Here is a 24,092-nt window from a genome sequence, read left to right on the forward strand (position 1 = left end):
GTCATCGTCCTTCGTCGGGTGTCGCCTCACTCGGCACGAGAGCACCCGGTGGGCGACCGCTCGAACGCTCGAGGTCGATGGCGTGTTGCAGAATTATAACGGCGGCCACCTGATCGACCACGGACCGCTGCTTCTTGGCCGGTCGGCCGGCCGCTCGGAGCGCGCCCTGCGCGGTCACCGTCGACAGCCTCTCGTCGACGAGCCGCACCGGGCGGGGGGCCGCGGCCGCCGCGAGACGCTCGGCGAACTCGCGGGCGTCGGCGGTCGACGGGGTGTCGCCGCCCGAGAGCGAGAGCGGCAGCCCGACGATGATCTCGAGCGCGTCGAGGTCGACGACGTGCGTCAGGATCGCGCGCACGTCGTCACCCGTCGAACCCGAGCGCGCGACCGTCTCGACCGGCATCGCCAGGAGGCCGTCCGGGTCGCTGCGGGCGACCCCGATCCGGACCCGCCCGACGTCGACGCCGATGCGGTTGCCGCGACGGAAGGTCACCCGCGGAGGGCGTCGCCGATGGCCGACAGGGCTGCGGGGATCGCCGACAGGTCGGAGCCGCCGCCCTGGGCGAGGTCGTCTTTGCCGCCGCCGCCGCCCCCGAGGATGCCCGCGGCGGTCCGGGCCAGCGCACCGGCCTTGACCCCGGTGTCGCGGGCGCCGGGTGTCGTGGCGACGATGACCGCGGGCTTGCCGGAGACGTCGGCTGCGAGAGCGACGACCGACGCCGACGAGGCGCCGAGACGCTCGCGGACGTTCATCGCGAGGCTGCGGAGCTCGTCGGACGACTTCACCTGGCCCACGGACTCGATGACGACGGTGAGCGCGCCGAGGGTCGACGCCTTCTCGACCAGTGAGGGCACGCGGGTGGCGAGAGCCGCGGCCTCGAACTCGGCGATCCGCTTCTCGGCGGCCTTGAGGTCGGCCGCGAGGGCGGCGATCCGCTCCGGCAGCTGCTCGCGCGGGGCCTTGAGGGACGACGTCAGCTGGCCGACGATCGCGCGCTCGGCGGCGAAGTCGCGGAACGCGTCGACTCCGACGAGCGACTCGACCCGGCGGTTCGTCGAGCCGATCGACGACTCCCCCACCAGGTTGATCAGACCGATCTGCGACGAGGTCGAGACGTGCGTCCCGGCGCACAGCTCGCGCGACCAGGGCCCGCCGATGTCGACCATGCGGACCTCGTCGCCGTACTTCTCGCCGAACAGCGCCATCGCGCCGGCGGCGCGCGCCTCGTCGAGGGGCAGGATGCGCGTAGTCACCTGGAGGTCGTCGCGGATCTTCTGGTTGGCGATGTCCTCGATCTCGGACCGGGTGTCGGGAGACAGCGGGTTCGACCAGTTGAAGTCGAGCCGCATGTAGCCGGCCTTGTTGTACGAGCCGGCCTGGTGGGCCTCCGGGCCGAGCACCTGGCGGAGCGCGGCGTGGATGAGGTGCGTCGCGGAGTGCGCCTGCGTGGCGCCTCGCCGGTAGACCGGGTCGACGACGCTCGTCGCGGCCTGACCGACGCCGACCTCGCCGGAGCGCACCTGCACGCGGTGGCTGATGAGGCCCTTCACCGGCTTCTGCACGTCGAGCACCTCGAGGTCGAAGCCGTTGCCCACGATGCTGCCCGCGTCGGCCTCCTGGCCGCCGGACTCGGCGTAGAGCGAGGTCTCGCGCAGGATCACCTCGGCGATGTCGCCGGCGACGGCCTTGTCGACGGACTGCCCGTCGACGATGATGCCGAGGATCGTCGAGTCGGTGTCGAGGTAGTCGTAGCCCGTGAAGACGGTCTCGCCGGCCGCTCGGAAGGCGGAGTACACGCTGAGGTCGGCGAGGGCCACCTTGCGCGACTTCGCGTCGGCCTTGGCTCGGGAGCGCTGCTCGGCCATCAGCGAGTCGAAGGCGGAGCGGTCGACCGACAGGCCGGCCTCCTCGGCGATCTCGAGGGTGAGGTCGATCGGGAAGCCGAAGGTGTCGTGGAGCAGGAAGGCCGTGTCGCCCTTCAACTGGGGCTCCTGGGCGCTCTTGGTCGCGGCCACGGCCTCGTCGAGGATGCTCGTGCCGGCGCTGAGGGTGCGGAGGAAGGTCTCCTCCTCGGCGAACGCCAGGCGGGAGATGCGGTCGTAGTCGGTCTCGACCTCCGGGTAGGCGGCCTTCATGGCGTCGCGGGACGCCGCGAACAGCTCGGGGAAGGTCGCGCCCTCGACGCCGAGCAGGCGCATCGAGCGGATGGTGCGGCGCATGAGGCGCCGGAGGATGTAGCCGCGGCCCTCGTTCGACGGCGTCACGCCGTCGCTCATGAGCATGAGCGCGGAGCGGACGTGGTCGGCGATGATCCGCATGCGGATGTCGTCTTCGTGGTCGGCACCGTAGCGGCGACCCGAGAGCTCGGACGCGCGGTCGAGGACGGGGCGCACCTGGTCGATCTCGTACATGTTGTCGACGCCCTGCTTGAGGAACGCGACGCGCTCGAGGCCCATGCCGGTGTCGATGTTCTTGTGCGGGAGCTCGCGGACGATGTCGAAGTCGACCTTCGAGCGGACGTTCTCGATCTGGTACTGCATGAACACGAGGTTCCAGATCTCGACGTACCGGTCGTCGTCGGTGGCCGGGCCGCCGTCGATGCCGTAGGCGGGCCCGCGGTCGAAGAAGATCTCGGAGCAGGGCCCGGCGGGACCGGGCTGGCCGGTGTGCCAGTAGTTGGTGTCTTTGTCGAGGCGCTGGATGCGCTCGTCGGGCAGGCCGGCGATCTTCTTCCAGAGCGCGATGGCCTCGTCGTCGTCTTTGTAGACGGTGACCCAGAGGTCTTCGGGGTCGAAGCCGAGGCCGCCGTCGGCCTCGCTCGTCGTGAGGAGCTCCCAGGCGTAGGAGATCGCCTGCTCCTTGAAGTAGTCGCCGAACGAAAAGTTGCCGTTCATCTGGAAGAACGTGCCGTGGCGCGGGGTCTTGCCGACCTCTTCGATGTCGTTGGTGCGGATGACCTTCTGCACGCTCGTGGCGCGGGGGTACGGCGCGGGGACGAGCCCGGACAGGTAGGGGATGAAGGGGACCATGCCGGCGACGACGAAGAGCAGGCTCGGGTCGTCGCTCACGAGCGAGGCCGAGGGCACGACGGTGTGCCCCCGATCGCCGAAGAACTGGAGCCAGCGGTTACGGATGTCTGCGGTCAGCATGGGGGTCTCTCAGGATCGAGGAAGGACGACGGACGGTGGAGGACCGGTCAGGACCTGTCGCGGAGCTCGGCCTCGCGACTGCGGTAGCCGTCGGCCACCGAGGTCTGGAACCGCTTGATCCGGCTGTCGCGGCCCGTGAAGAACTCGCGGCCCGCGGGCGTCTCGTTCACCCGGTGGGCCACGACGAACCCGGCCGCGACGCCGATGGTCAGGACGAGCAGGTATCTCAACGGTGTGTCTCCTTCTGGTGGGCTGGATCAAGCTTAGTTCGTCGCCTGGTGCGCGATTCTCGTTCTCCACAGACGACGAAGGGAGCAGCCACCTGGGTGGCTGCTCCCTTCGGAGCGGAACGGCTGAGGCTAGCGGGCCGCGTAGTACTCGACGACCAGCTGGACCTCGCAGGTCACGGGGACCTCGGCGCGCTTCGGGCGGCGCACGAGGCGGGCCTGCAGCTTGTCGATCTCGACCTCGAGGTAGGCCGGGACCTTCGGGAGCACGTCGACGTGACCGCCGGCAGCAGCGACCTGGAAGATCTCCATCGACTCGGACTTCGGCTTGACGTGGATCATCTGACCCGGCTTCACGCGGAAGGAGGGGCGGTCGACGAGCTTGCCGTCGACGAGGATGTGGCGGTGGACCACCATCTGGCGGGCCTGAGCCGTGGTGCGGGCGAAGCCGGCGCGGACCACGAGGGCGTCGAGACGCTCCTCGAGCAGCTCGACCAGGTTCTCACCGGTCAGACCGCGCGACTTGCGGGCCTCTTCGAAGACGATCTTGAGCTGGGCCTCGCGGATGCCGTACTGGGCGCGCAGACGCTGCTTCTCGCGGAGGCGGACGGCGTAGTCGCTGTCGGTCTTGCGCTTGGTGCGGCCGTGCTCGCCCGGAGCGTAGGGACGCTTCTCGAGGTAGCGGGCGGCCTTCGGGGTGAGGGCGATGCCGAGGGCGCGCGAGAGGCGCGTCTTCGAGCGGGTGCGGGACTTGGTAGACAAAGCTGTTCCTAACGATCTTGTCGATTGACTGATGGTCTGCCAGGCGCGCGAGCGCCGACAGGCGTAACAAGAGGGGTTCGTCGCCGGCTAAAGGCAACCGTGCAAGCTTACACGGAGCGGGCAGGATCGGCGATCACTCGCCGCGCGTGATCCTGCGCAGCTTCTCGAGGCGCGCCGCCACGTCTCGCTCGTTGCCGTTCGCGGTGGGGTCGTAGTAGGTCGACCCGAGCAGGGTGTCGGGGAGGTACTGCTGCTCGACCACGCCGAAGTCGGAGTCGTGCGAGTACTTGTAGCCCTTGCCGTGGCCGAGGCGCTTGGCGCCGGGATAGTGCGCGTCGCGCAGGTGCTTCGGCACGCGGCCGGCCTTGCCGGCGCGGACATCGGCGATCGCCTGATCGAGCGCCAGGTAGGAGCGGTTCGACTTCGGAGCGGTGGCCAGGTAGACGACCGCCTCGGCCAGCGGGATCCGGCCCTCCGGCATGCCGATCAGCTGCACGGCGTCGGCGGCGGCCATGGCGATCACGAGCGCCTGCGGGTCGGCCATGCCGATGTCCTCGGCGGCGGAGATGATGACGCGGCGCGCGATGAACCGGGGGTCTTCTCCGGCCTCGATCATGCGTGCCAGGTAGTGCAGGGCGGCGTCGACGTCGGAGCCCCGCACGCTCTTGATGAAGGCGCTGATGACGTCGTAGTGCTCGTCGCCGTTGCGGTCGTACCGGAGCAGAGCACGATCGACCGACTGCGCGACCAGCTCGGCGGTGACCACCGGGACAGAGGGAGAGAGGAAGGCGCCGGAGGCGTCGTCGTCGGCGCCGCCGTCACCGTCGGGCCCGTCGTCGTCGTCGTCGCCGATCTCGCCCGTCTCGCCGGTCGGGTCGAGCTCGGCCAGGTCGGTGCCGTCGAGGTCGGTGCCCCGGGATCCTGCGAACCACTCGGTCTCGAGGAGGGCCCACGCCGACTGCGCCGAGGCCTCGAGCGCCGTGAGTGCCCGCCGGGCGTCGCCCGAGGCGAGCCGCACGATCATGGCGAGGGCGTCGTCGTCGACCTCGACGGCGCCGGCCAGCCCCCGGACGTCGTGGACGGCGCGGAGGACGAGCTCGCGGAGGTCATCGTCGCTCAGCTGCTCGAGCGTGAGGAGAAGAGAGCGGGACAGGAGGGGTGTGATCACCGAGAAGGAGGGGTTCTCGGTGGTGGCCGCGATCAGGATGATCCAGCCGTTCTCGACGCCCGGCAGCAGTGCGTCTTGCTGGGCCTTCGTGAAGCGGTGGATCTCGTCGAGGAAGAGGACCGTGGTCGTGCCGTACAGGTCGCGGTTCGACAGCGCCTTCTCCATGACCGCACGGACGTCTTTGACGCCGGCGGTCACGGCGGACAGCTCGACGAACTGCCGGCCCGACGAGTGCGCCACCGCCTGCGCGAGAGTGGTCTTGCCGGTGCCGGGCGGCCCCCAGAGGATGACCGAGACGGCGCCCGACTCACCGGTGGTGTCGGAGGCGAGCTGGACCAGGGGCGACCCCGGCCGCAGGAGGTGCTTCTGGCCCGCGACCTCGTCGAGACTGGTCGGCCGCATGCGGACCGCGAGCGGCGTGGAGCTCTGCAGGCTCCGCGGGCGCGACGGCCGCTCGGCGCTGCGTGCGCCCGCGCTCGAAGGACCGGTGCTCATAGGTCCTGATGGTAGACCTGGCCACCGACACTCACCGGGGCCCGCCGGACGACGGCCGTCCGTTACAGTGCAGGCTGGACCATCGCCCATGGAGGATCAGTGACACCGAGCAAGAACCAGGACCGCGAATCGCGCGAGAGGCTCCGCCGGTACACGGCACGGCAGAAGGTGCACGAGGGTCAGGTCCGGCGCCGGAAGCGCGACAACATCGCCGCCGTCGTCGCTGTCGTCCTGATCGGGGCCCTGGGGACCGGTTCGCAGATCTTCTACGCGCACGGCGGGTTCAACCCCCAGAAGCCGAGCGCGTCGGCCTCGGCGTCAGCGTCGGCGACGCCCTCCGCCTCCGCGACCGAGGGCGCGAACACGGGCGACGTCCCGGCGGCGTCGATCGCCGAGAACCGCTCCTGGACCGGGACGATGATCCTCAACAAGAACGTGCGGCTCGGCATCGAGCTCGACGGGAAGAAGGCTCCGCAGGCCACCGCCGTCTTGGTCAGCCTGATCGAGAAGGGCTTCTACGAGGGCACGCACTGCTGGCGCATGAGCAATGCCCCGACCGCGAAGTTCCTCCAGTGCGGTGCGGCCAAGGCCGACGGCACCGGCGACGCGGGCTTCCAGTTCGGGCCGCTCGAGAACGTCCCGAGCGACAACGACTACACCACCGGGGTCATCGCGATGGCCCGCGCGTCTTCCCCCTCGTCACAGGCCACGCAGTTCTTCATCGTCTACGGCGACACGGTCCTCGACGGCTCGACGGGCGGCTACACGGTGGTCGGCAAGGTCACCTCGGGTCTCTCCTCGCTCGAGAAGGGCATCACCGACAAGGGCCTCACCGCGGTCAACAGCGCGAACGACGGCTCCCCCAAGGTGGCCACGACCATCACGGCAGCCACCATCCGATAGAGCCGTTCCGAGCGATCGCACAGGCTTCGCGCTCGTGCAATAGGCTGAACACCCATCGCGCCGATCGGAGTCGACCGGCGCGACGAGCTCGATCGGGCTCAGACTGCACGCAGATGATCATCCAGCAAGGTGGAATTGTGGCTACGAACGATCAGGCGCCCTGGGGCCGAGTCGCCGACGACGGGACGGTCTACGTCCGCGAAGCCGACGGCGAGCGGGCCGTCGGTCAGTACCCCGACGCGACGCCCGAAGAGGCGCTCGCCTACTACGAGCGCAAGTTCACCGAGCTGGCCGGCCAGGTCACCCTCCTCGAACAGCGCGTGAAGCGCGGGGCCTCTGCCGCCGACGTGTCGAAGGCCGTCGCGCACCTCCGCGACGCTCTCGCCGAGCCGAGCGCCGTGGGCGACATCGAGGCTCTCCGCACCCGCGTGGGCGCTCTCGACACCACCGTCGTCGAGCTGACGCAGCAGCAGAGCGCGGAGGCGCAGGAGGCTCAGGCCGAGGCGATCGCCTACCGCACGACCCTGGTCGTCGAGGCCGAGCAGCTCGCCGCTCAAGATCCTGCCCGCGTCCAGTGGAAGCAGGTCACCGCCTCGATCGACGACATCTTCGCCCGCTGGCAGAAGCACCAGCAGGAGGGGCCGCGCATCCCCAAGGGCGAGGGCAACGAGCTCTGGAAGCGCTTCCGCGCCGCCCGCTCGACGATCGATGCGCACCGCAAGGCGTTCTACGCCGAGCTCGACTCCGTCCACCGCGACGCCCGCCAGCGCAAGCAGGCCCTCGTCGAGCAGGCCGACGGGCTCGCGCCGAAGGGCGCCGACGGCATCCCGGCCTACCGGGGCCTCCTCGAGGACTGGAAGCGCGCCGGCCGTGCCGGCAAGAAGTACGACGACGCCCTCTGGGCCAGGTTCAAGGCGGCGGGCGACGTGCTCTACTCCGCCAAGACCGCGATCGTCGCGCAAGACGAGGCCGAGTACGAGGGCAACCTCGAGGCCAAGCTCGCCCTGCTCGACGAGGCCGAGCCGATCCTGACCATGACCGACCGCACGAAGGCGCGCGACGCCCTCATCTCGGTGCAGAAGCGCTTCGACGAGATCGGGCGGGTGCCCCGCGACAAGGTCCGCCCCGTCGAAGACCGGCTCCGCAAGATCGAGAACCACGTCCGGGCACTCGACGACGACTTCTGGCAGAAGAACAACCCCGAGCGCAAGGCGCGCTCGGAGGGCTTGGCCGGTCAGCTCCAGGACGCCATCGCCAAGCTCGAGGTCGAGCTGTCGGAGGCACAGGCGTCCGGCGACCAGCGGGCCATCAAAGACGCCCGCGAGGCGCTCGACGCTCGAAAGATCTGGCTCGACGCCCTCGGCTCCTGAGAGCTCTCCCCCACCTCCGGCCCGCGGCGGCCGGTTCTCCACAGACGCGGAGGACCGGCCGCCGTCGCCGTCTCCGCTCCGCCAGGGTGGAGCCATGCCCTCCACGCTCCCCTCCCTGCTGACCGCCACCGACCTCCCCGACACCGAGCTCCAGGCTGCGGCCCTCGACGGCGACGTCTTCCGGCTCGACCGTGTCTTCTGCTCGATCGCCGAGTTCGACGTGCCCTGGCGACGCGCCTCGGTCTTCGACGCGTCGGAGGTGTTCGTCGTGGCGCGGCTCTCGGCCGCCTGGGTCTGGGGTGCTCTGGCTTCCGCACCGCGGGTGCACGAGGTCTTCCGCGACGGGCGGGGCAAGAACGGCTCCGAGACCGAGGGACTGCGGGTCAGCGCCACGGCCGTCCATGCCTCCGACATCGTCGACTTCGGGGGGCCGGGGGCGCCGCGCCGAGTGACGAGCCCGACGCGAACGGTCGTCGACCTGTGCCGGAGTCCCGAGTTCGACGAGCCGGCGGCCGAGGTGGTCCGACGGCTCGTGCGGGAGCACCGGGTCGACCGCGCAGGATGCGACGCGGTGCTCGATCGCGCCCGCTCGCTCCCCCACCGGCTCGCCGCCCGGGAGCGTCTCGCCGACCTCGGCCTGGTGTGAGCGCCGGGCGTGGTCGTCGATGCCCGGGGTTCACGGCCGGCTGCCGCGCCGGTGTGCCGAGGGTGGGCTCAGCCGCCGCTGACGCGGTAGACGTCGTAGACCGCGTCGATCCTGCGCACCGCGTTCAGCACCCGGTCGAGGTGGGTCGTGTCGCCCATCTCGAAGACGAAGCGGCTGAGGGCCAGGCGCTCGGAGGAGGTCGAGACCGTGGCCGACAGGATGTTGACGTGATGCTCCGACAGCACGCGGGTCACGTCGCTGAGCAGCCCCGACCGATCGAGGGCCTCGATCTGGATCTGCACCAGGAACACGCTCTTCGACGACGGCGCCCACGAGACGTCGATCATGCGCTCGGGCTCGTTCATCAGGCTCTGCACGTTGTGGCACGTCGCCTGGTGCACGCTGACGCCCTGGCCGCGCGTGATGAAGCCGACGATCTGGTCGCCCGGCACCGGCGTGCAGCACTTGGCGAGCTTGACCAGGATGTCGGGGGCTCCGCGGACGAGGACGCCCGAGTCGCTGTTGCGGATCGGACGCTGCCGGCCCTTCGACGGGAACTCGAGGTCGAGGTCGGTGTCTTCGTCGGTCTGCGTCTGGACGGCGGCGAGGATCTTCTCGATGACCGACTGGGTCGAGATGTGGCCCTCGCCGACGGCCGCGTAGAGCGCGGTGAGGTCGTCGTAGCGCATGGCGGCCGCCACCTCGGCGATGGAGTCCTGGCTCATGAGCTTCTGAAGAGGGAGGTTCTGCTTGCGCATGGCGCGAGCGATGGCGTCCTTGCCCTGCTCGACGGCCTCGTCGCGGCGCTCCTTGGTGAACCACTGCCGGATCTTGTTGCGGGCGCGAGGGCTCTTGACGAAGGCGAGCCAGTCTTGCGAGGGGCCCGAGTCGGGGTTCTTCGAGGTGAAGACCTCGACGACGTCGCCCGAGGTGAGCGTCGACTCGAGGGGCACCAGTCGGCCGTTGACCTTCGCGCCCATGGTGCGGTGGCCGACCTCGGTGTGGACGGCGTAGGCGAAGTCGACCGGAGTCGCACCCGAGGGCAGGCCGATGACCTTGCCCTGGGGGGTGAAGACGTAGACCTCCTTCGCGCCGATCTCGAAGCGCAGGCTGTCGAGGAACTCCGACGGGTCGGCCGTCTCGGCCTGCCAGTCGGAGATGTGCGCGAGCCACGCCATGTCGGTCTCGGTCTTGGGGTCGCTGAGGTTGTCGCGACCGCCGTTCATGCGCTGCTTGTACTTCCAGTGCGCGGCGACGCCGAACTCGGCCCGCTGGTGCATCTCGTGCGTGCGGATCTGGATCTCGACCGGGCGGCCCTTGGGGCCGATGACCGTCGTGTGCAGCGACTGGTAGAGGTTGAACTTCGGCGTCGCGATGTAGTCCTTGAAGCGGCCCGGGATCGGGTTCCAGCGCGCGTGGATCGAGCCCAGCACGGCGTAGCAGTCGCGCAGGCTGTTCACCAGGACGCGGATGCCGACCAGGTCGTAGATCTCGTCGAACTCGCGGCCGCGCACGATCATCTTCTGGTAGATCGAGTAGTACTGCTTCGGCCGCCCAACGACGTCGCCCCGGATCTTCGACGACTTGAGGTCGCTCTTGACGGCGTTGATGACGTTCTGCACGAACTGCTCGCGCTGCGGGGTGCGCTGCTTGACGAGGCTGTCGATCTCGACGTAGAGCTTCGGGTGCAGCACCGCGAACGAGAGGTCTTCGAGCTCCCACTTGATGGTCTGGATTCCGAGGCGGTGGGCCAGCGGCGCGTAGATCTCGAGGGTCTCGGTCGCCTTCCGGGTCGCCGAGGCCGACTCGACGAAGCCCCAGGTGCGGGCGTTGTGCAGGCGGTCGGCCAGCTTGATGACGAGCACGCGGATGTCTTTCGACATCGCCACGACCATCTTCCGGACCGTCTCGGCCTGGGCACTGTCGCCGTACTTCAGCTTGTCGAGCTTGGTGACGCCGTCGACGAGCATGGCGATCTCGTCGCCGAAGTCGCGGCGGAGCATGTCGAGCGTGTAGTCGGTGTCCTCGACCGTGTCGTGCAGCAGCGCGGCAGCGATCGTCTTCGGACCGATGCCGAGGTCGGCCAGGATCTGGGCCACCGCGACCGGGTGCGTGATGTAGGGCTCGCCGCTCTTCCGCAGCTGCCCGGTGTGGGCAGTGTCGGCCGTGGCGTAGGCGCGATCGATGATCGACAGGTCGACCTTCGGGTGGTGCATCCTGACCGTCTTGATCAGGCGGTCGACGGCGCCGGCGGGCTGGCTCCGGGAGAACAGCCTCGGGAGCAGCGTGCGGAGAGACGCGGCATTCGGAGCAGGCTGGCCGGCCGGCGTTCCGGCGGCACCGGGCGCAGACGTGTCGGTCGTGGTGATGTCGGTCGTCATCCGCGCCCACTCTCTCTCGAGGTCGAGACTCTCAGAATAGTCGACCCGGTCAGCCGACCGACGGCGCGCGGCCGTTCTCGCTGGTCAGTTCGCCGTCAGCGTCCTGCCACGCGATCATGCCGCCGAGGACGTCGACGGCGTCGTAGCCGTGCTGGCGAAGGGCGGCGGTGACCTGAGCGGACCGGCCCCCGACGTGGCAGACGACCAGCACCTCGCGGTCGGTCGGCACCTCGGACACCCGGGCGTTCAGCTCGGACATGGGCAGGAGGTGGGCGGCCGACGCGTGGCCGGCGTCCCACTCGTGCTGCTCACGGACGTCGAGCAGGTAGGCGCCTTTCTGTACCTCGGCGATAGCCTCCTGGGCGGTGATCATCTCGCGCTCGTCGCTCACGAGGCCACCTGCGCCTTCGACTTCTTCGCGTCGGACTTCTGCACGCCGACCTCGTTGCCCCGGATCTGCGCGTACACGGGCGCCGCGATGAAGATCGTCGAGTACGTGCCGACCAGGATGCCGATGAACAGCGAGAGCGAGATGTCGCGGAGCGTGCCGGCGCCGAGGAGCAGCGAGCCGATGAAGAGGATCGCGGCCACCGGCAGCAGGGCGACCACCGACGTGTTGATCGACCGGACCAGCGTCTGGTTCACGGCCAGGTTGACCGACTCGCCGAAGGTGCGTGACGAGCCGTTCTTGTCTTCGGCGTTGTTCTCGCGGATCTTGTCGAACACCACGACGGTGTCGTAGAGCGAGTAGCCGAGGATCGTGAGGAACCCGATGACGGCTGCGGGCGAGACCTGGAAGCCCAGGATCCCGTAGACGCCGGCGGTGATCACGAGGTCGTGGATCAGGGACACCATGGCTGCCGCGGCCATCTTCCAGGTGCGGAAGTAGATGGTCATGAAGATCGCGGCGAGGATCAGGAAGATGACGAGGCCGCGGATCGCCTGCGTGGTGATGTCCCCGCCCCAGGTGGCCCCGATGAACGATGTGGCGACGTTCTTCTGGGGCACGCCGTACGCCTCGGCCAGCTGGTTGCCCAGCCGGTCGGTCTGCTGCGTCGTGAGCTGGTTCGTCTGCACGCGGACCGTCGTGCCGGCCACGGTCGACACGAGCGGGGTGGCCTTCGAGTCGAACTTCGTGACGGTGTCGGTCGCGATGGTCTGGTCGGGGTTCTTCAGACCGGAGATCTGGAACTCCGAGCCGCCCGTGAAGTCGATGCTGAACTGGAAGCCGCCGCGGGCGATCGGGATCAGCACCGAGGCCAGGATCATGAGGACGGCGATGCCGTACCAGATCTTCCGGCGGCCGACGATGTTGTAGGAGCGGGCCCCGGTGTAGAGGTCGTTTCCGAACTTGGAGAAGCTGGCCATCAGGAATCCTTCTCGGACGTGGTCTCGGAGTTCTTGGCGGCGGCCGCCTCGGCCGCTCGTCGCTCGGCGATCGTCTGCCGCTTCTCGGCCTCGCGGCCTCCGGCGCGCTTCCGGCCCGTGGCCACCGGCGCGCGGAACTGGGCGCGGCCGCGGTAGACGGCGCCGAGCGCCTGCGGGTCGAGGCCGGAGAACCGGTGTCCGCCGCCGAAGTAGCCGGTGCGGGCGATCAGACGGAGCATCGGGTGCGTGAACAGGGTCACGACGACCACGTCGATCAGGGTCGTGATCAGCAGGGTGAGGGCGAAGCCCTTCACGTTGCCGACGGCCAGGATGTAGAGCGTGATGGCGGCGATCAGGTTGACGGCGTCGGAGGCCAGGATCGTGCGGATGGCCCGCTTCCAGCCGGCCTCCACCGCCGACTCGAGGACCCGGCCGTCGCGCAGCTCGTCGCGGATCCTCTCGAAGTACACGATGAACGAGTCGGCCGTGATTCCGATCGCGACGATCAGACCCGCCACACCCGCCAGCGACAGGCGGTAGCCGTCGTGCCAGGACAGGAAGTCGATGGTCAGGTAGGTGATCACACCGGAGATCGCCAGTGACAGGACCGTGACGAACGCCAGGGCGCGGTACTGGATCAGCGAGTAGATGATGACGAGGATCAGGCCGATGAGCCCGGCGATCAGGCCGGAGAACAGCTGCGTCTTGCCGAGGGTGGCGGAGATCGCCTCGTTGCTCTGCACCTGGAAGCTGATCGGCAAGGCGCCGAACTTCAGCTGGTCGGCGAGGGTCTTCGCGGTGTCGGAGGTGAAGGAGCCGGTGATCTGCGCGGAGCCGTCGGTGATCGCGCTGTTGGTGCTCGGAGCGGTGATGACGAGGCCGTCGAGCACGATGGCGAACTGGTTGCGCGGGGCGGTCAGCGAGACGAGACGGCTCGTGACGTCTTTGAACTCCGACGTGCCCTTGCCGTTGAAGTCGATGTTGACGGCCCACTGACCCGTGCTGTTGCCCTGCGAGTTCGTCGCGATGCCGCTGGTGGCGTTGGAGATCGTGGAGCCCTCGACCTCGACCGGACCGAGGATGTACTTCGAGGTCTGGCCGCCGTCGTCGGTGGAGCAGGTGACGAGGGGCTTGTCGTCGGGCGCGTTGGTGACGTCGTCGGGCGCCGCGCAGTTGTAGTTCGTGTAGAGGTCGGCGAGCCGGGCGCTGATCCAGCTGACGTCGCTGGCGTCGGTCGGCTTCGCCGTCGGGGTGGCCTCGAGCGTCTTGCTCGGCACGTACGGCGTCGCCGAGGCCGACTTGCCGACGGAGCTCGAGGTGACCGCCTCGGTGTAGAGCACCGGCCGGAACGTCAGGCGCGCGGCCGACTCGATCCTGTTGAGGGTCGCCTCGTCGGGCTTGCCCGGGATCGACACGACGATGTTGTTCTTGCCCTGGGTGTTGATCTCGGCCTCGGAGACGCCGTTGGCGTTGATCCGCTGGCGGATGATCGCGACCGCCTGGTTGAGCTGGTCGGACGACACCGTCTGTCCGCTCTGGAGCTGGGCCTGCAGGGTGATCTGCGTGCCGCCCTGGAGGTCGAGCGCGAGCTCGGGCACGAAGCTCGCGTTGCTCCACCAGCCGTTGGTCGTGTTGGTGGTCTTGTGCAGGATCGTCGCGGCCCCGTTGAGCGCGGTGATCGCGGCGATGATCACCAGCAGCCAGGTCAGGGAACGAAGGGCCTTCTTCACGGGCGTCGATCGTGCCACGTAGAAACTCAGCTTTCTCAGGCGGAGACCGCCGCCCGAGGGCGGCGTTCACCGGGTGGAGTCCGGCCGGGCGGCCGGAGTGTCACAGGGTCAGGACTTGCCGGTGTCGTTACTTGTCGGTGTCGTCACTTGTCGGTGTCGTTCTCGCGCGGCGACGTCGTCGTCCCGTCGACCCGCTCGCCGTACTCGGCGGGGTCGGTGGTGATGGCGTGGTCTTCGTTGAGCGAGTACGACGAGGTGGAACCCGCAGCTGCGGCCTTGGTCGCCGCGGCGTCGTCGTCGGCCACGACGGGCTCCACGATGCGGCCGAGCGTCTGGCGGTGGACGGTGATGACGGTGCCCGGAGCGATCTCGACCTCGGCGACGTTGTTCTCGTCGTCGATGGAGACCAGCGTGCCGTAGATGCCGAAGGTGAGCATCAGCTCGACGCCCGGGACCATCTTCGTCTGGAGCTCGGCCTGCTGCCGCTGCGTGCGACGACGGTTGCGGAAGATGAAGAAGACGAGCACGACCAGGACGACGAGCATGATGCCGGTGATTGGATCCATGGTGAGTTCTTCTTTCGCGTGGAGGCTGTGGAGACTGTCGAGATGATGGAGACGGTGGTGAGGCGCAGGATGCCGCGGAGAGATCAGCCGCGGCGGCTGTCAGCTGTCAGGCGCGGACCAGGGGTTCGGAAGCCTCCGAGGATTATAGGCCATCGTCGAAGAGCCCCCCTGGACGACGCTGGAGGCCGAAGTGGCGCCAGGCCTCGGGTGTCGCGATCCTGCCCCTCGGTGTGCGGGTGAGGAGGCCCACGCGCACGAGGAACGGCTCGACGACCGACTCGATGGTGTCGGCCTCCTCGCCGACCGACACCGCGAGGGTGTTGAGGCCGACCGGTCCGCCGTCGAAGCGGGTCAGGATCGTCTCCACCACGGAACGGTCGAGCCGGTCGAGGCCGAGCGCGTCGACGTCGTAGAGGTCGAGGGCCTCGCGGACCGTCGTGATGTCGGCTCGGCGGCCGTGGACGAGGGCGTAGTCGCGCACCCGTCGCAGGAGGCGGTTCGCGATTCGCGGCGTGCCCCGGCAGCGTCCGGCGATCTCGGCCAGCGCGTCGCGGTCGATGTCGACGTCGATGAGTGCGGCCGCGCGGCGGAGGACCTCCTCGAGCTCGGGCTCGTCGTAGAACTCGAGGTGGGCGGTGAAGCCGAAGCGGTCGCGGAGCGGGTTCGGCAGGAGGCCGGAGCGAGTGGTCGCGCCGACGAGGGTGAACGGCGACAGCTCGAGCGGGATGCTCGTGGCGCCGGCGCCCTTGCCCACCATGATGTCGATGCGGAAGTCCTCCATCGCGAGGTAGAGCATCTCCTCGGCCGACCGCGCCATGCGGTGGATCTCGTCGATGAAGAGCACCTCGCCCGGCACGAGCGAGGAGAGGACGGCCGCGAGGTCGCCGGCGTGCTGGATCGCGGGCCCGGACGACATCCTGAGCGGCCGGTTGCCCTCGTGGGCGACGATCATCGCGAGCGTCGTCTTGCCGAGGCCGGGTGGGCCGGCCAGGAGGACGTGGTCGGGGGTGCGGCCCTGCATGGCAGCGGCGCGGAGCAGCAGCTCGAGCTGGCCGCGCACCTTCGTCTGCCCGACGAACTCGGTGAGCGACTTGGGCCGGAGGGCTCCCTCGAAGGCGAGCTCGGCCTCGGACTCGAGCTCGGGGCTTGTGAGGTCGTCGCTCATCGGCCTGCTCCGGCGCGCTGCGGGCCGAGGCGGGTCAGCGTGGCGCGGAGCAGGGCGGGGACGGCGGTCGTGACGGAGGCGTCGGCCTCGTCGAGCACGTGGTCGATGGCGGTCTGGGCGTCGCGCTCCGACCAGCCGAGGCCGATGAGCGCGATGAGGACGTCGGTCGCCGTCGTGCTCGCTGCGGTGACGCTGGGCGCCTGGATGCGGATGTCGAGCTTGCCGGTGAGCTGGACGACGATCAGCTTGGCGGTCTTGGGCCCGATCCCGGAGACCCGCCGGAACGCGGCGTCGTCTTCGGAGGCGACGGCGGTGGCGATCTGCGATGGCGTGAGGTGCCCCAGAACGCCGAGGGCCGACTTCGGGCCGACGCCGGTGACGCCGCGCAGGAGGTCGAAGATCTCGAGCTCGTCGGCGGTCGCGAAGCCGAACAGCGCGAGGTCGTCTTCGCGGACGATGAGGGTGGTGAAGAGATGGGCGACGGTGCCGACCGGCATCGAGAGCGCCTGCTGCGGGGTGACCGAGACCTTGAGCCCCACTCCCCCGACCTCGAGGACCACCGTCGACCCGGATGCGGCGGCGACGGAACCGCGGAGACTCGAGATCATCCGCCCAGCCTAGGAGTGCGCACCGACTTCTCTGCGTCACGCCACGCTCGCTGGGCCGGTGTGAGGCCGGCCGCCGACGATGCTGCTGCGGCGGCGGCCGGAGCGGCGCGGACGCTGCCGCGGCGCCAGGCGTGGCAGATGGCGAGGGCGAGGGCGTCGGCCGCGTCGGCGGGCTTCGGGACCTCGTCGAGCCGGAGGAGGCGCGCCACCATCTGCCCGACCTGGGCCTTGTCGGCGTTGCCGTAGCCGGTCACGGCGGCCTTCACCTCGGAGGGGGTGTGCAGCGCGACGGGGATCTCCCGCTCGGCGGCGGCGCGGAGGGCCAGGCCGGACACCTGTGCGGTGCCCATGACCGTCCGGACGTTGTTCTGGGCGAAGACGCGCTCGATGGCCATCGCGTCGGGGCGGAACTCGTCGATGAGCTCCTCGAGCCCGCGGGCGATGCTCAGGAGGCGCCGCTCGAGAGGCAGGTCGGCCGGCGTCCGGAGGGTGTGGACCGACACGAGCGTCGGAACCCGTGTCGTCGAGACCTCGATGACACCGACGCCGCACCGGGTGAGGCCGGGGTCGACGCCCAGCACCCGGAGTGTCACGGCCGGGGCTGGATCGTCGGGAGCATCACTCGTCGTCGTCGAGCTCGGCCTGCACGTCGGCCGGGACGGCGACGTTCGAGTAGACGTTCTGCACGTCGTCGTCGTCGTCGAGGGCGTCGATGAGTCGGAACACCTTGCGCGCGGTGTCGGCGTCGACCTCGATCGTGAGGCCGGGGACGAACTCGATGTCGGCCGCCTCGTAGTCGATGCCGGCCGCCTGGAGCGCCGTTCGCGCGGGGACGAGGTCGCTCGGATCGGTCTGGATCTCGAAGCCGGCGCCCTTGTCGACGACGTCTTCGGCACCGGCGTCGAGCACGGCCCCCATGACGTCGTCTTCGGAGAGCCCGTCGGTCTTCATCACGGTGATGACGCCCTTGCGGCTGAAGTTGTAGGCGACGCTGCCCGGGTCGGCCATGGTGCCGCCGTTGCGGCTCATGACGGTGCGGACGTTCGCCGCGGCGCGGTTCTTGTTGTCGGTGAGGCACTCGATCATGAGCGCCACGCCGTTGGCGGCGTAGCCCTCGTACACGATGGTCTGGTACTCGACGCCATCGCCGGTGAGGCCCGCCCCGCGCTTGACGGCGCGGTCGATGTTGTCTTTGGGGACCGAGGTCTTCTTGGCCTTCTGGACAGCGTCGACCAGGGTCGGGTTGCCCTCGAAGTCGGCACCGCCGAGCTTGGCGGCGACCTCGATGTTCTTGATCAGCTTCGCGAACGACTTCGCGCGGCGACCGTCGACGACGGCCTTCTGATGCTTGGTCGTCGCCCACTTGGAATGCCCGGACACGGTGCTCCTGTCGTTGCTGAGGATCTGAACCAGATAAGTGTACCGGCGACCCGTTCAGGAGGAGGCGCGGGCGCGGGCCTTCGCGAGGAAGTACTCGTGGAACCGGAAGTCGCCGGTGATCTCGGGGTGGAACGACGTGCCGAGGAGGTTGCCCTGCTCGACCGCGACCACGCGGCCGTCGGCCAGGGTGCCGAGCGGCTTCGCGTCGGCGCCGACGGTCTCGACCACGGGTGCGCGGATGAACACGGCATGCACCGGCTCGCCTTCGAGCGCGGGAACCTCGAGGTCCTCTTCGAAGGAGTCGCGCTGGGTGCCGAAGGCGTTGCGTCGCACGGCGACGTCGAGGCCGCCGATCGTCTGCTGCCCGGCCATGCCGTCGAGGATCGAGTCGGCGAGCATGATCAGCCCGGCGCAGGTGCCGTAGACGGGGAGACCCGACGCCACGGCCTCCTTGAGCGGCTCGGCGAGGCCGAAGGTCCGCGAGAGCTTGTCCATGACCGAGGACTCGCCACCGGGGATGATGAGCCCGTCGACGCCCTTCAGCTCGTCTTCGCGGCGGACCGGCACGGCCGTCTCGCCGAGTGACGAGACGACCTGCAGGTGCTCGCGGAAGTCGCCCTGGAGTGCCAGGACGCCGATGCGGAGAGCGGTCACCAGCCCCGCTCGGAGAGACGGTGCGGTGCCGGGACGTCGGCGACGTTGATGCCGACCATGGCTTCGCCGAGACCGCGCGAGGCGTCGGCGACGACCTGCGGGTCGTCGTAGAACGTGGTGGCCTTGACGATCGCGGCGGCGCGCTGCGCCGGGTTGCCGGACTTGAAGATGCCGGAGCCGACGAAGACGCCGTCGGCGCCGAGCTGCATCATGAGAGCCGCGTCGGCCGGGGTGGCGACGCCGCCCGCGGTGAACAGGACGACGGGGAGCTTGCCGGTCTCGGCGACCTCCTTGACGACGTCGAACGGCGCCTGCAGCTCTTTGGCGGCGACGTAGAGCTCGTCGGGCGAGAGGTAGCGGAGGCCCGCGATCTCGCGCTTGATGGTGCGGATGTGCTTGGTCGCCTCGGAGACGTCGCCGGTGCCGGCCTCGCCCTTCGAGCGGATCATGGCCGCGCCCTCGGTGATGCGGCGGAGCGCCTCGCCCAGGTTCGTGGCACCGCAGACGAAGGGGACCGTGAACTTCCACTTGTCGATGTGATTGACGTAGTCGGCGGGGCTCAGCACCTCGGACTCGTCGATGTAGTCGACGCCGAGCGTCTGCAGGATCTGCGCCTCGACGAAGTGGCCGATGCGGGCCTTCGCCATGACCGGGATGTTCACGGCCTTGACGATCTCGTCGATCATGTCGGGGTCGGACATGCGAGCGACGCCGCCCTGCGCACGGATGTCGGCGGGGACGCGCTCGAGGGCCATGACGGCCGTGGCTCCGGCGTCTTCGGCGATCTTCGCCTGCTCGACGTTGACGACGTCCATGATGACGCCGCCCTTGAGCATGTCGGCGAGGCCGCGCTTGACCAGAGAGGAGCCGGTGGTGGGGGTGGGGGTGCTGTCGCTCATGATCCCCTAGCTTACGGGGTCGCAGGGGGTGGAGCCGATTGGCTCCAGGCCGCAGACACGGCCGTTCTCACGTCGTCGAGCAACTGCGTGACGGCCTTCGTCTGCGCGATGATCGGGAAGAAGTTCGAGTCGCCCGCGTAGCGCGGGACGACGTGCTGGTGCAGGTGCGCCGCGATGCCCGCTCCCCCGACGTCGCCCTGGTTCATCCCCATGTTGAATCCCTGAGCGTGCGAGACCGTCGTGAGGACGCGCATGGCCGTCTGCGTGAGCACGCCGATCTCCGCCACCTCGTCGGCCGTCGCCTGGTCGTAGGTCGAGATGTGGCGGTAGGGGCAGACCAGGAGGTGGCCCGGGTTGTAGGGGAACAGGTTCAGCAGGACGTAGGCGTGCTCGCCGCGCGCGACGATGAGCGCCTCCTCGTCCGTCTTGCCGGGGGCGGCGCAGAAGGGGCAGTCGTCGTCGTGGGCGCCCTGCCCCTTCTCGACGTAGACGGCGCGGTGCGGTGTCCAGAGACGCTGGAAGGCGTCCGGGGCCGCGGCGAAGTCGGAGGACGACTCCGTCGGAGCCCCGGACGCGTCGCTCATCGAGGTCAGACCTGAGCCTTGGTCTCGATGGCGGTGACGATCTTCTCGATGGCGTCGGCGACCGGGATCCCGTTCTCCTGCGATCCGTCGCGGTACCGGAACGAGACCGATCCTGCCTGGCGGTCCTCCTCGCCGGCGATCAGCTGGAACGGCACCTTGGCCTTGGTGTGCGTGCGGATCTTCTTCGGCATGCGGTCGTTGCCGTGGTCGATCTGCACCCGGACGCCGCGGGCGCGCAGCTGGGCCGCGACCTCGTCGAGGTAGTCGCCGTACTCGTCGGCGACCGGGATCCCGACCACCTGCACCGGGGCGAGCCACACGGGGAAGGCGCCCGCGTAGTGCTCGGTGAGCACTCCGAAGAAGCGCTCGATCGAGCCGAACAGGGCGCGGTGGATCATCACGGGGCGCTGGTGGGTGCCGTCGGCCGCGGTGTACTCGAGGCCGAATCGCTCGGGCAGGTTGAAGTCGAGCTGCACGGTCGACATCTGCCAGGTGCGGCCGATCGCGTCGCGCGCCTGCACCGAGATCTTCGGGCCGTAGAAGGCGGCGCCCGCAGGATCGGGGACGAGCTCGAGCCCCGTCTCGCGCGCGACCTCGGCGAGGGTCTCGGTCGCCTCCTCCCAGGTGGCGTCGTCGCCGACGTACTTCTCGGGGTCTTTCGTCGACAGCTCCAGGTAGAAGTCGTTCAGGCCGTAGTCCTTGAGGAGCGACAGGACGAACGACAGGGTCGTCTTGAGCTCGTTGGCCATGTCTTCGCGGGTGGTGAAGATGTGGGCGTCGTCCTGCGTCATGCCCCGCACACGGGTGAGGCCGTGGATCACGCCCGACTTCTCGTTGCGGTAGACGGAGCCGAACTCGAACAGGCGCATCGGGAGGTCGCGGTACGACCGGCCCTGCGAGCGGTACACGAGGATGTGCATCGGGCAGTTCATGGGCTTGAGGTAGTAGTCGGCGCCCTGGCGGGTGATCTCGCCGGCCTCGTTGCGGACCTCGTCGAGGTGCATCGCCGGGAACATGCCGTCTCGGTACCAGTCGAGGTGACCGGAGGTCTCGTAGAGGTTCGACTTGGTGATGTGGGGCGTGTAGACGAACTCGTAGCCCTCTTCTTCGTGGCGCTTGCGGGAGTAGTCCTCCATGGTGCGGCGGATGATGCCGCCCTTCGGGTGGAAGACCGGGAGCCCCGAGCCGAGCTCGTCGGGGAACGAGAAGAGGTCGAGCTCGGCGCCGAGCTTGCGGTGGTCACGCTTGGCCGCCTCCTCGAGGCGCTCGAGGTGGGCGCGGAGGTCGTCCTTCGTCGCCCACGCGGTCCCGTAGATGCGCTGCAGCTGCTTGTTCTTCTCCGAGCCACGCCAGTAGGCGGCGGCCGTCCGCATCAGCTTCCAGCCGTTCTGGATGAGGCGCGTCGAGGGCAGGTGCGGCCCGCGGCAGAGGTCGCGCCAGACGACCTCGCCGGTCTTGGCGTCGACGTTCTCGTAGACGGTGAGCTCGGTGCCGCCGATCTCGACACTTGTCTCATCAGCGAGCACGACTCCGGCGTCGCCCGCGTTCTCGACCAGGTCGTTGCCGCCCTTGAGGCCGATCAGCTCGAGCTTGTAGGGCTCGTCCGCCATCAGGGCGCGGGCCTCGCCCTCGTCGACCACCCGGCGCACGAAGCGCTGGTTCGCCTTGACGATGCGCTCCATGGCCTTCTCGATGGCCTTGACGCTCTCGGGCGTGAAGGGCTCCTCGACGTCGAAGTCGAAGTAGAAGCCGTCCTCCACGGGCGGCCCGATGCCGAGCTTGGCCTCGGGGTTGATGCTCTGGACGGCCTGCGCCATGACGTGCGCCGTCGAGTGACGCAGGATCTCGAGACCCTGCGGCTCCGAGATCAGCACCGGCTCGGCGAGGACGCCCGGCTCGAAGGAGGCCGCCATGTCGAAGAGCGCGCCGTCGACGCGGACCGCGACGACGCTGCGGTCGGGGAAGAGGTCGAAGCCGGTCGTCGTCTCCGTGACCTCGCGCGGCGATGGCGGGGTGGGCACGGTTGCTTCGGCGTCTGACACGGAACGTCCTTTTCATCGACAGGGGTTTGACCCAGTTTAGGGGCGGGGCCGAGAGGGCCTCCGCGGCACTCGGTGCGGGGCGGACGGATCCCCTCCGAAAAAAGATGGAACCTTCCGGTCACTTCGGACATCCATCATCAGAGGGACCGAACACAAGGGGGAACACCATGCCGGACCGGACAGGATCCGACGAGCCAGGGCTCTGGGAGCGGGCGAGGAACGGCGACTCCGCCGCCTTCGCGCTGCTCTACGACCGCCACCGCGACCGCGTCTTCGGCCAGGCACTCCGCTGGACGAGGTCGGGTCACGACGCGGAGGACGTCCTGGCCCTCGTCTTCCTGGAGGCCTGGCGGCGGAGAGCCGCGGTGAGGGTCGTCGAGACGTCGATCCTCCCGTGGCTCCTCGTCACGACCAATCACGTGGCCCAGAACGCCCAGCGCGCGGCACGGCGGCACCGGATCGCCATGGCGAGGGTCCCCGCGCAGGAGGACGTCGCCGACCACTCGACCCGGGTGCTCGACGATCTCGACACCGACTCCGCGGCAGCCCGCGTCCGGACCGCGTTCGTGCGGCTCCGCCCGCGAGAGCAGGACGTCCTGACGCTCTGCGTCATCCACGAGTACTCGCTCGCCCAGGCCGCCGAAGCACTCGGCGTGCCCACCGGGACCGTCAAGTCCCGCCTCTCCCGCGCCAAGGCACGACTGGCGCAGCTCACCGGCCCGCAGGATCGCGACGAAGCGTCCGCCCCAGCCCTCGGAGGCCTCCGATGACTTCGACATCCCAGCCCGACGCCGCGCGCTCCGCGGCGATCCGCTCCATGCTCATCGACACCGTCGACCGATCGGAGGCGAGAAGGCCGGCCAGGCGCGCGGTCCTGTTCACGTCGATCGCGACGGCGGCGGTGCTCGTGATCGGAGGCCTCGGAGTCACGGTCTCCAGGATCACGGCCCCGGCGCCCGGCCACGGCATCGTCGTCGGGCCGAGCCCCGAGCCGACGCTCCCCGCGACGGTCACCCCGACCCCGGGGAGCACGTCGGGCCCCGGGATCGTCGACCCGGCCGGCACCCCCAGCCCCGTGCCGATCGTGCCGGATCCTGCACCGACACCCTCGGTCGACCTGTCCGACCCGGGCTCGTGGAGGATCACCTTCGACGGGATCGGCCCGATCCGGGAGGATCAGGACATGGTCACGGCCTTCGCGTCGCTGTCGGGATACCCCACGCGCGATGACGGAAGCAGCAACTTCTGCCTCATCCGGTCCAAGCAGCTCCCCGAGGGGGTGTCACTGATCCTCGTCCCCGTGGAGAAGAAGACTCCGCTCGGTGCGGTGAAGATCGCCGTCTTCGGCGACTACGACCAGACGGCGGTGACGCCCGCGCAGGCCGCGGAGTCGCCCCGGACCCAGGAGGGCATCGGTCTCGGAGCCACTCTGACGGAGGTGCGCGCGGCCTACCCGGGTCTCACCGATCTCGGCATCGGGACCAACGGCCGCAACTACGGGGTCAGAGACTCGCGCGGGCACCTCATCGTCTTCGAGGCCGGATCGAACGGGATCGTCAGCTCGATCACGGCGGGGGCGTCGGATGAGACCTGGTCGTTCTCGATGGGCTGCGGCTGACGGGCGGCGTATGTTGGTCGGCAGATGTTCACCATTACTCTGCCTCCCCTTCTCGAAGACGCTGCCGCCGGACGCTCCCTGGCCAGCTCCCTGCCCGTCGACGGCGCCGCCCACGTGGAGATCGACGCGTCGCTCCTGGCGCTCGCCGACCACGCCTTCGTGGGCGCGCTGATGGACGAGCTGATCGGCCGCGGCCTCGAGGTCCTGGTCGTGGAGGGGGCGCCGTCCGACCTCCGCGGCTCGTTCCTCGACGCGGCGGAGCGGCACCGCTTCGAGGAGATCTGGTTCTCGACCGACACGGCCGAGGCGGGCTGACGGTCCACCCCTAACGATATATCTCCGTTGTATCGTTCGGTCTCGCTCAGGCAGTAGGCTC

The 24,092-nt window shown here is 69.4% G+C and carries 24 protein-coding genes; 6 read left to right on the forward strand and 18 right to left on the reverse strand.

Annotated elements, in window-relative coordinates; translation table 11 throughout:
* Nucleotide 1: 1 nt before the first annotated feature.
* The 5 genes from ruvX to ABD733_RS01955 form a co-directional block, all read right to left on the reverse strand.
* Nucleotides 2-493 (reverse strand): Holliday junction resolvase RuvX, encoded by a 492-nt coding sequence (ruvX, locus tag ABD733_RS01935; RefSeq protein WP_344793357.1) that lies wholly within the window; start codon nt 491-493, stop codon nt 2-4.
* A complete protein-coding gene (gene alaS / locus ABD733_RS01940; protein WP_344793358.1) occupies nt 490-3,150 on the reverse strand; it encodes an alanine--tRNA ligase in 2,661 nt (886 codons plus the stop codon). The genes ruvX and alaS overlap by 4 nt, the downstream gene beginning before the upstream one ends.
* 47 nt (nt 3,151-3,197) lie before the next feature.
* Entirely contained in the window at nt 3,198-3,380 is a 183-nt protein-coding gene (locus tag ABD733_RS01945) for a hypothetical protein (RefSeq protein WP_344793359.1), read from the reverse strand.
* A gap of 129 nt (nt 3,381-3,509) precedes the next feature.
* A complete protein-coding gene (gene rpsD, locus ABD733_RS01950; RefSeq protein ID WP_119868536.1) occupies nt 3,510-4,139 on the reverse strand; it encodes a 30S ribosomal protein S4 in 630 nt (209 codons plus the stop codon).
* A gap of 133 nt (nt 4,140-4,272) precedes the next feature.
* Nucleotides 4,273-5,709: a replication-associated recombination protein A gene (locus ABD733_RS01955; protein ID WP_344795955.1), complete on the reverse strand. Its 1,437-nt coding sequence runs from the start codon at nt 5,707-5,709 to the stop codon at nt 4,273-4,275.
* A gap of 192 nt (nt 5,710-5,901) precedes the next feature.
* On the opposite strand from ABD733_RS01955, the gene ABD733_RS01960 reads away from it, so the two are divergent.
* The 3 genes from ABD733_RS01960 to ABD733_RS01970 all read left to right on the forward strand — a co-directional run bounded on the left by ABD733_RS01960 (nt 5,902) and on the right by ABD733_RS01970 (nt 8,721).
* Entirely contained in the window at nt 5,902-6,705 is an 804-nt protein-coding gene (locus tag ABD733_RS01960; protein WP_344793360.1) for a peptidylprolyl isomerase, read from the forward strand.
* Between the two features lie 137 nt (nt 6,706-6,842).
* Nucleotides 6,843-8,075: a DUF349 domain-containing protein gene (locus tag ABD733_RS01965; protein WP_344793361.1), complete on the forward strand. Its 1,233-nt coding sequence runs from the start codon at nt 6,843-6,845 to the stop codon at nt 8,073-8,075.
* 94 nt (nt 8,076-8,169) lie between these two features.
* Nucleotides 8,170-8,721, forward strand: coding sequence for a hypothetical protein (locus ABD733_RS01970; protein ID WP_344793362.1), 552 nt, complete (start codon nt 8,170-8,172; stop codon nt 8,719-8,721).
* 68 nt (nt 8,722-8,789) lie between these two features.
* Here the strand turns inward: ABD733_RS01970 and ABD733_RS01975 are convergent, their stop codons facing one another.
* The 13 genes from ABD733_RS01975 to thrS all read right to left on the reverse strand — a co-directional run bounded on the left by ABD733_RS01975 (nt 8,790) and on the right by thrS (nt 22,098).
* The gene (locus ABD733_RS01975) at nt 8,790-11,102 is read right to left on the reverse strand and encodes a RelA/SpoT family protein (protein ID WP_344793363.1); all 2,313 of its coding nucleotides are present in this window, start codon (nt 11,100-11,102) and stop codon (nt 8,790-8,792) included.
* A gap of 49 nt (nt 11,103-11,151) precedes the next feature.
* Complete coding sequence (locus ABD733_RS01980; RefSeq protein ID WP_344793364.1) at nt 11,152-11,493, reverse strand: rhodanese-like domain-containing protein; 342 nt, start codon at nt 11,491-11,493, stop codon at nt 11,152-11,154.
* A complete protein-coding gene (gene secF / locus ABD733_RS01985) occupies nt 11,490-12,470 on the reverse strand; it encodes a protein translocase subunit SecF (RefSeq protein WP_344793365.1) in 981 nt (326 codons plus the stop codon). The genes ABD733_RS01980 and secF overlap by 4 nt, the downstream gene beginning before the upstream one ends.
* Nucleotides 12,470-14,218 carry a protein translocase subunit SecD gene (secD, locus tag ABD733_RS01990; RefSeq protein ID WP_344793366.1) on the reverse strand — a complete coding sequence of 583 codons (1,749 nt, stop codon included), beginning with the start codon at nt 14,216-14,218 and terminating at the stop codon, nt 12,470-12,472. The genes secF and secD overlap by 1 nt, the downstream gene beginning before the upstream one ends.
* 125 nt (nt 14,219-14,343) lie before the next feature.
* Nucleotides 14,344-14,766, reverse strand: coding sequence for a preprotein translocase subunit YajC (locus ABD733_RS01995; RefSeq protein WP_344793367.1), 423 nt, complete (start codon nt 14,764-14,766; stop codon nt 14,344-14,346).
* 142 nt (nt 14,767-14,908) lie between these two features.
* Nucleotides 14,909-15,931 (reverse strand): Holliday junction branch migration DNA helicase RuvB, encoded by a 1,023-nt coding sequence (gene ruvB / locus ABD733_RS02000; protein WP_344793368.1) that lies wholly within the window; start codon nt 15,929-15,931, stop codon nt 14,909-14,911.
* Entirely contained in the window at nt 15,928-16,539 is a 612-nt protein-coding gene (gene ruvA, locus ABD733_RS02005; protein WP_344793369.1) for a Holliday junction branch migration protein RuvA, read from the reverse strand. Before ruvA ends, ruvB begins: the two co-directional genes overlap by 4 nt.
* Nucleotides 16,536-17,132 carry a crossover junction endodeoxyribonuclease RuvC gene (ruvC, locus tag ABD733_RS02010; protein WP_344793370.1) on the reverse strand — a complete coding sequence of 199 codons (597 nt, stop codon included), beginning with the start codon at nt 17,130-17,132 and terminating at the stop codon, nt 16,536-16,538. Before ruvC ends, ruvA begins: the two co-directional genes overlap by 4 nt.
* Before the next feature lie 25 nt (nt 17,133-17,157).
* Nucleotides 17,158-17,919, reverse strand: coding sequence for a YebC/PmpR family DNA-binding transcriptional regulator (locus ABD733_RS02015; RefSeq protein WP_344793371.1), 762 nt, complete (start codon nt 17,917-17,919; stop codon nt 17,158-17,160).
* Between the two features lie 54 nt (nt 17,920-17,973).
* On the reverse strand, nt 17,974-18,573 hold the full coding sequence (pdxT, locus tag ABD733_RS02020; RefSeq protein ID WP_425552848.1) for a pyridoxal 5'-phosphate synthase glutaminase subunit PdxT: 600 nt from the start codon (nt 18,571-18,573) through the stop codon (nt 17,974-17,976).
* Entirely contained in the window at nt 18,570-19,472 is a 903-nt protein-coding gene (pdxS, locus tag ABD733_RS02025) for a pyridoxal 5'-phosphate synthase lyase subunit PdxS (RefSeq protein WP_344793372.1), read from the reverse strand. The genes pdxT and pdxS overlap by 4 nt, the downstream gene beginning before the upstream one ends.
* Nucleotides 19,473-19,483: 11 nt before the next feature.
* On the reverse strand, nt 19,484-20,056 hold the full coding sequence (locus tag ABD733_RS02030; protein ID WP_344793373.1) for an HIT family protein: 573 nt from the start codon (nt 20,054-20,056) through the stop codon (nt 19,484-19,486).
* 5 nt (nt 20,057-20,061) lie between these two features.
* Complete coding sequence (gene thrS / locus ABD733_RS02035; RefSeq protein WP_344793374.1) at nt 20,062-22,098, reverse strand: threonine--tRNA ligase; 2,037 nt, start codon at nt 22,096-22,098, stop codon at nt 20,062-20,064.
* A gap of 167 nt (nt 22,099-22,265) precedes the next feature.
* Between thrS and ABD733_RS02040 the strand changes: the two genes are divergently transcribed.
* From ABD733_RS02040 to ABD733_RS02050, 3 genes are read left to right on the forward strand one after another with little or no spacing between them, the layout of a single operon-like run.
* A complete protein-coding gene (locus ABD733_RS02040; RefSeq protein WP_344793375.1) occupies nt 22,266-22,868 on the forward strand; it encodes an RNA polymerase sigma factor in 603 nt (200 codons plus the stop codon).
* Nucleotides 22,865-23,716, forward strand: a complete 852-nt coding sequence (locus tag ABD733_RS02045; RefSeq protein WP_344793376.1) for a hypothetical protein — start codon at nt 22,865-22,867, stop codon at nt 23,714-23,716. Before ABD733_RS02040 ends, ABD733_RS02045 begins: the two co-directional genes overlap by 4 nt.
* A gap of 24 nt (nt 23,717-23,740) precedes the next feature.
* The gene (locus ABD733_RS02050) at nt 23,741-24,031 is read left to right on the forward strand and encodes a hypothetical protein (RefSeq protein WP_344793377.1); all 291 of its coding nucleotides are present in this window, start codon (nt 23,741-23,743) and stop codon (nt 24,029-24,031) included.
* Nucleotides 24,032-24,092: the final 61 nt, after the last annotated feature.

Source organism: Frondihabitans peucedani (genome assembly GCF_039537585.1).
GTDB lineage: Bacteria > Actinomycetota > Actinomycetes > Actinomycetales > Microbacteriaceae > Frondihabitans > Frondihabitans peucedani.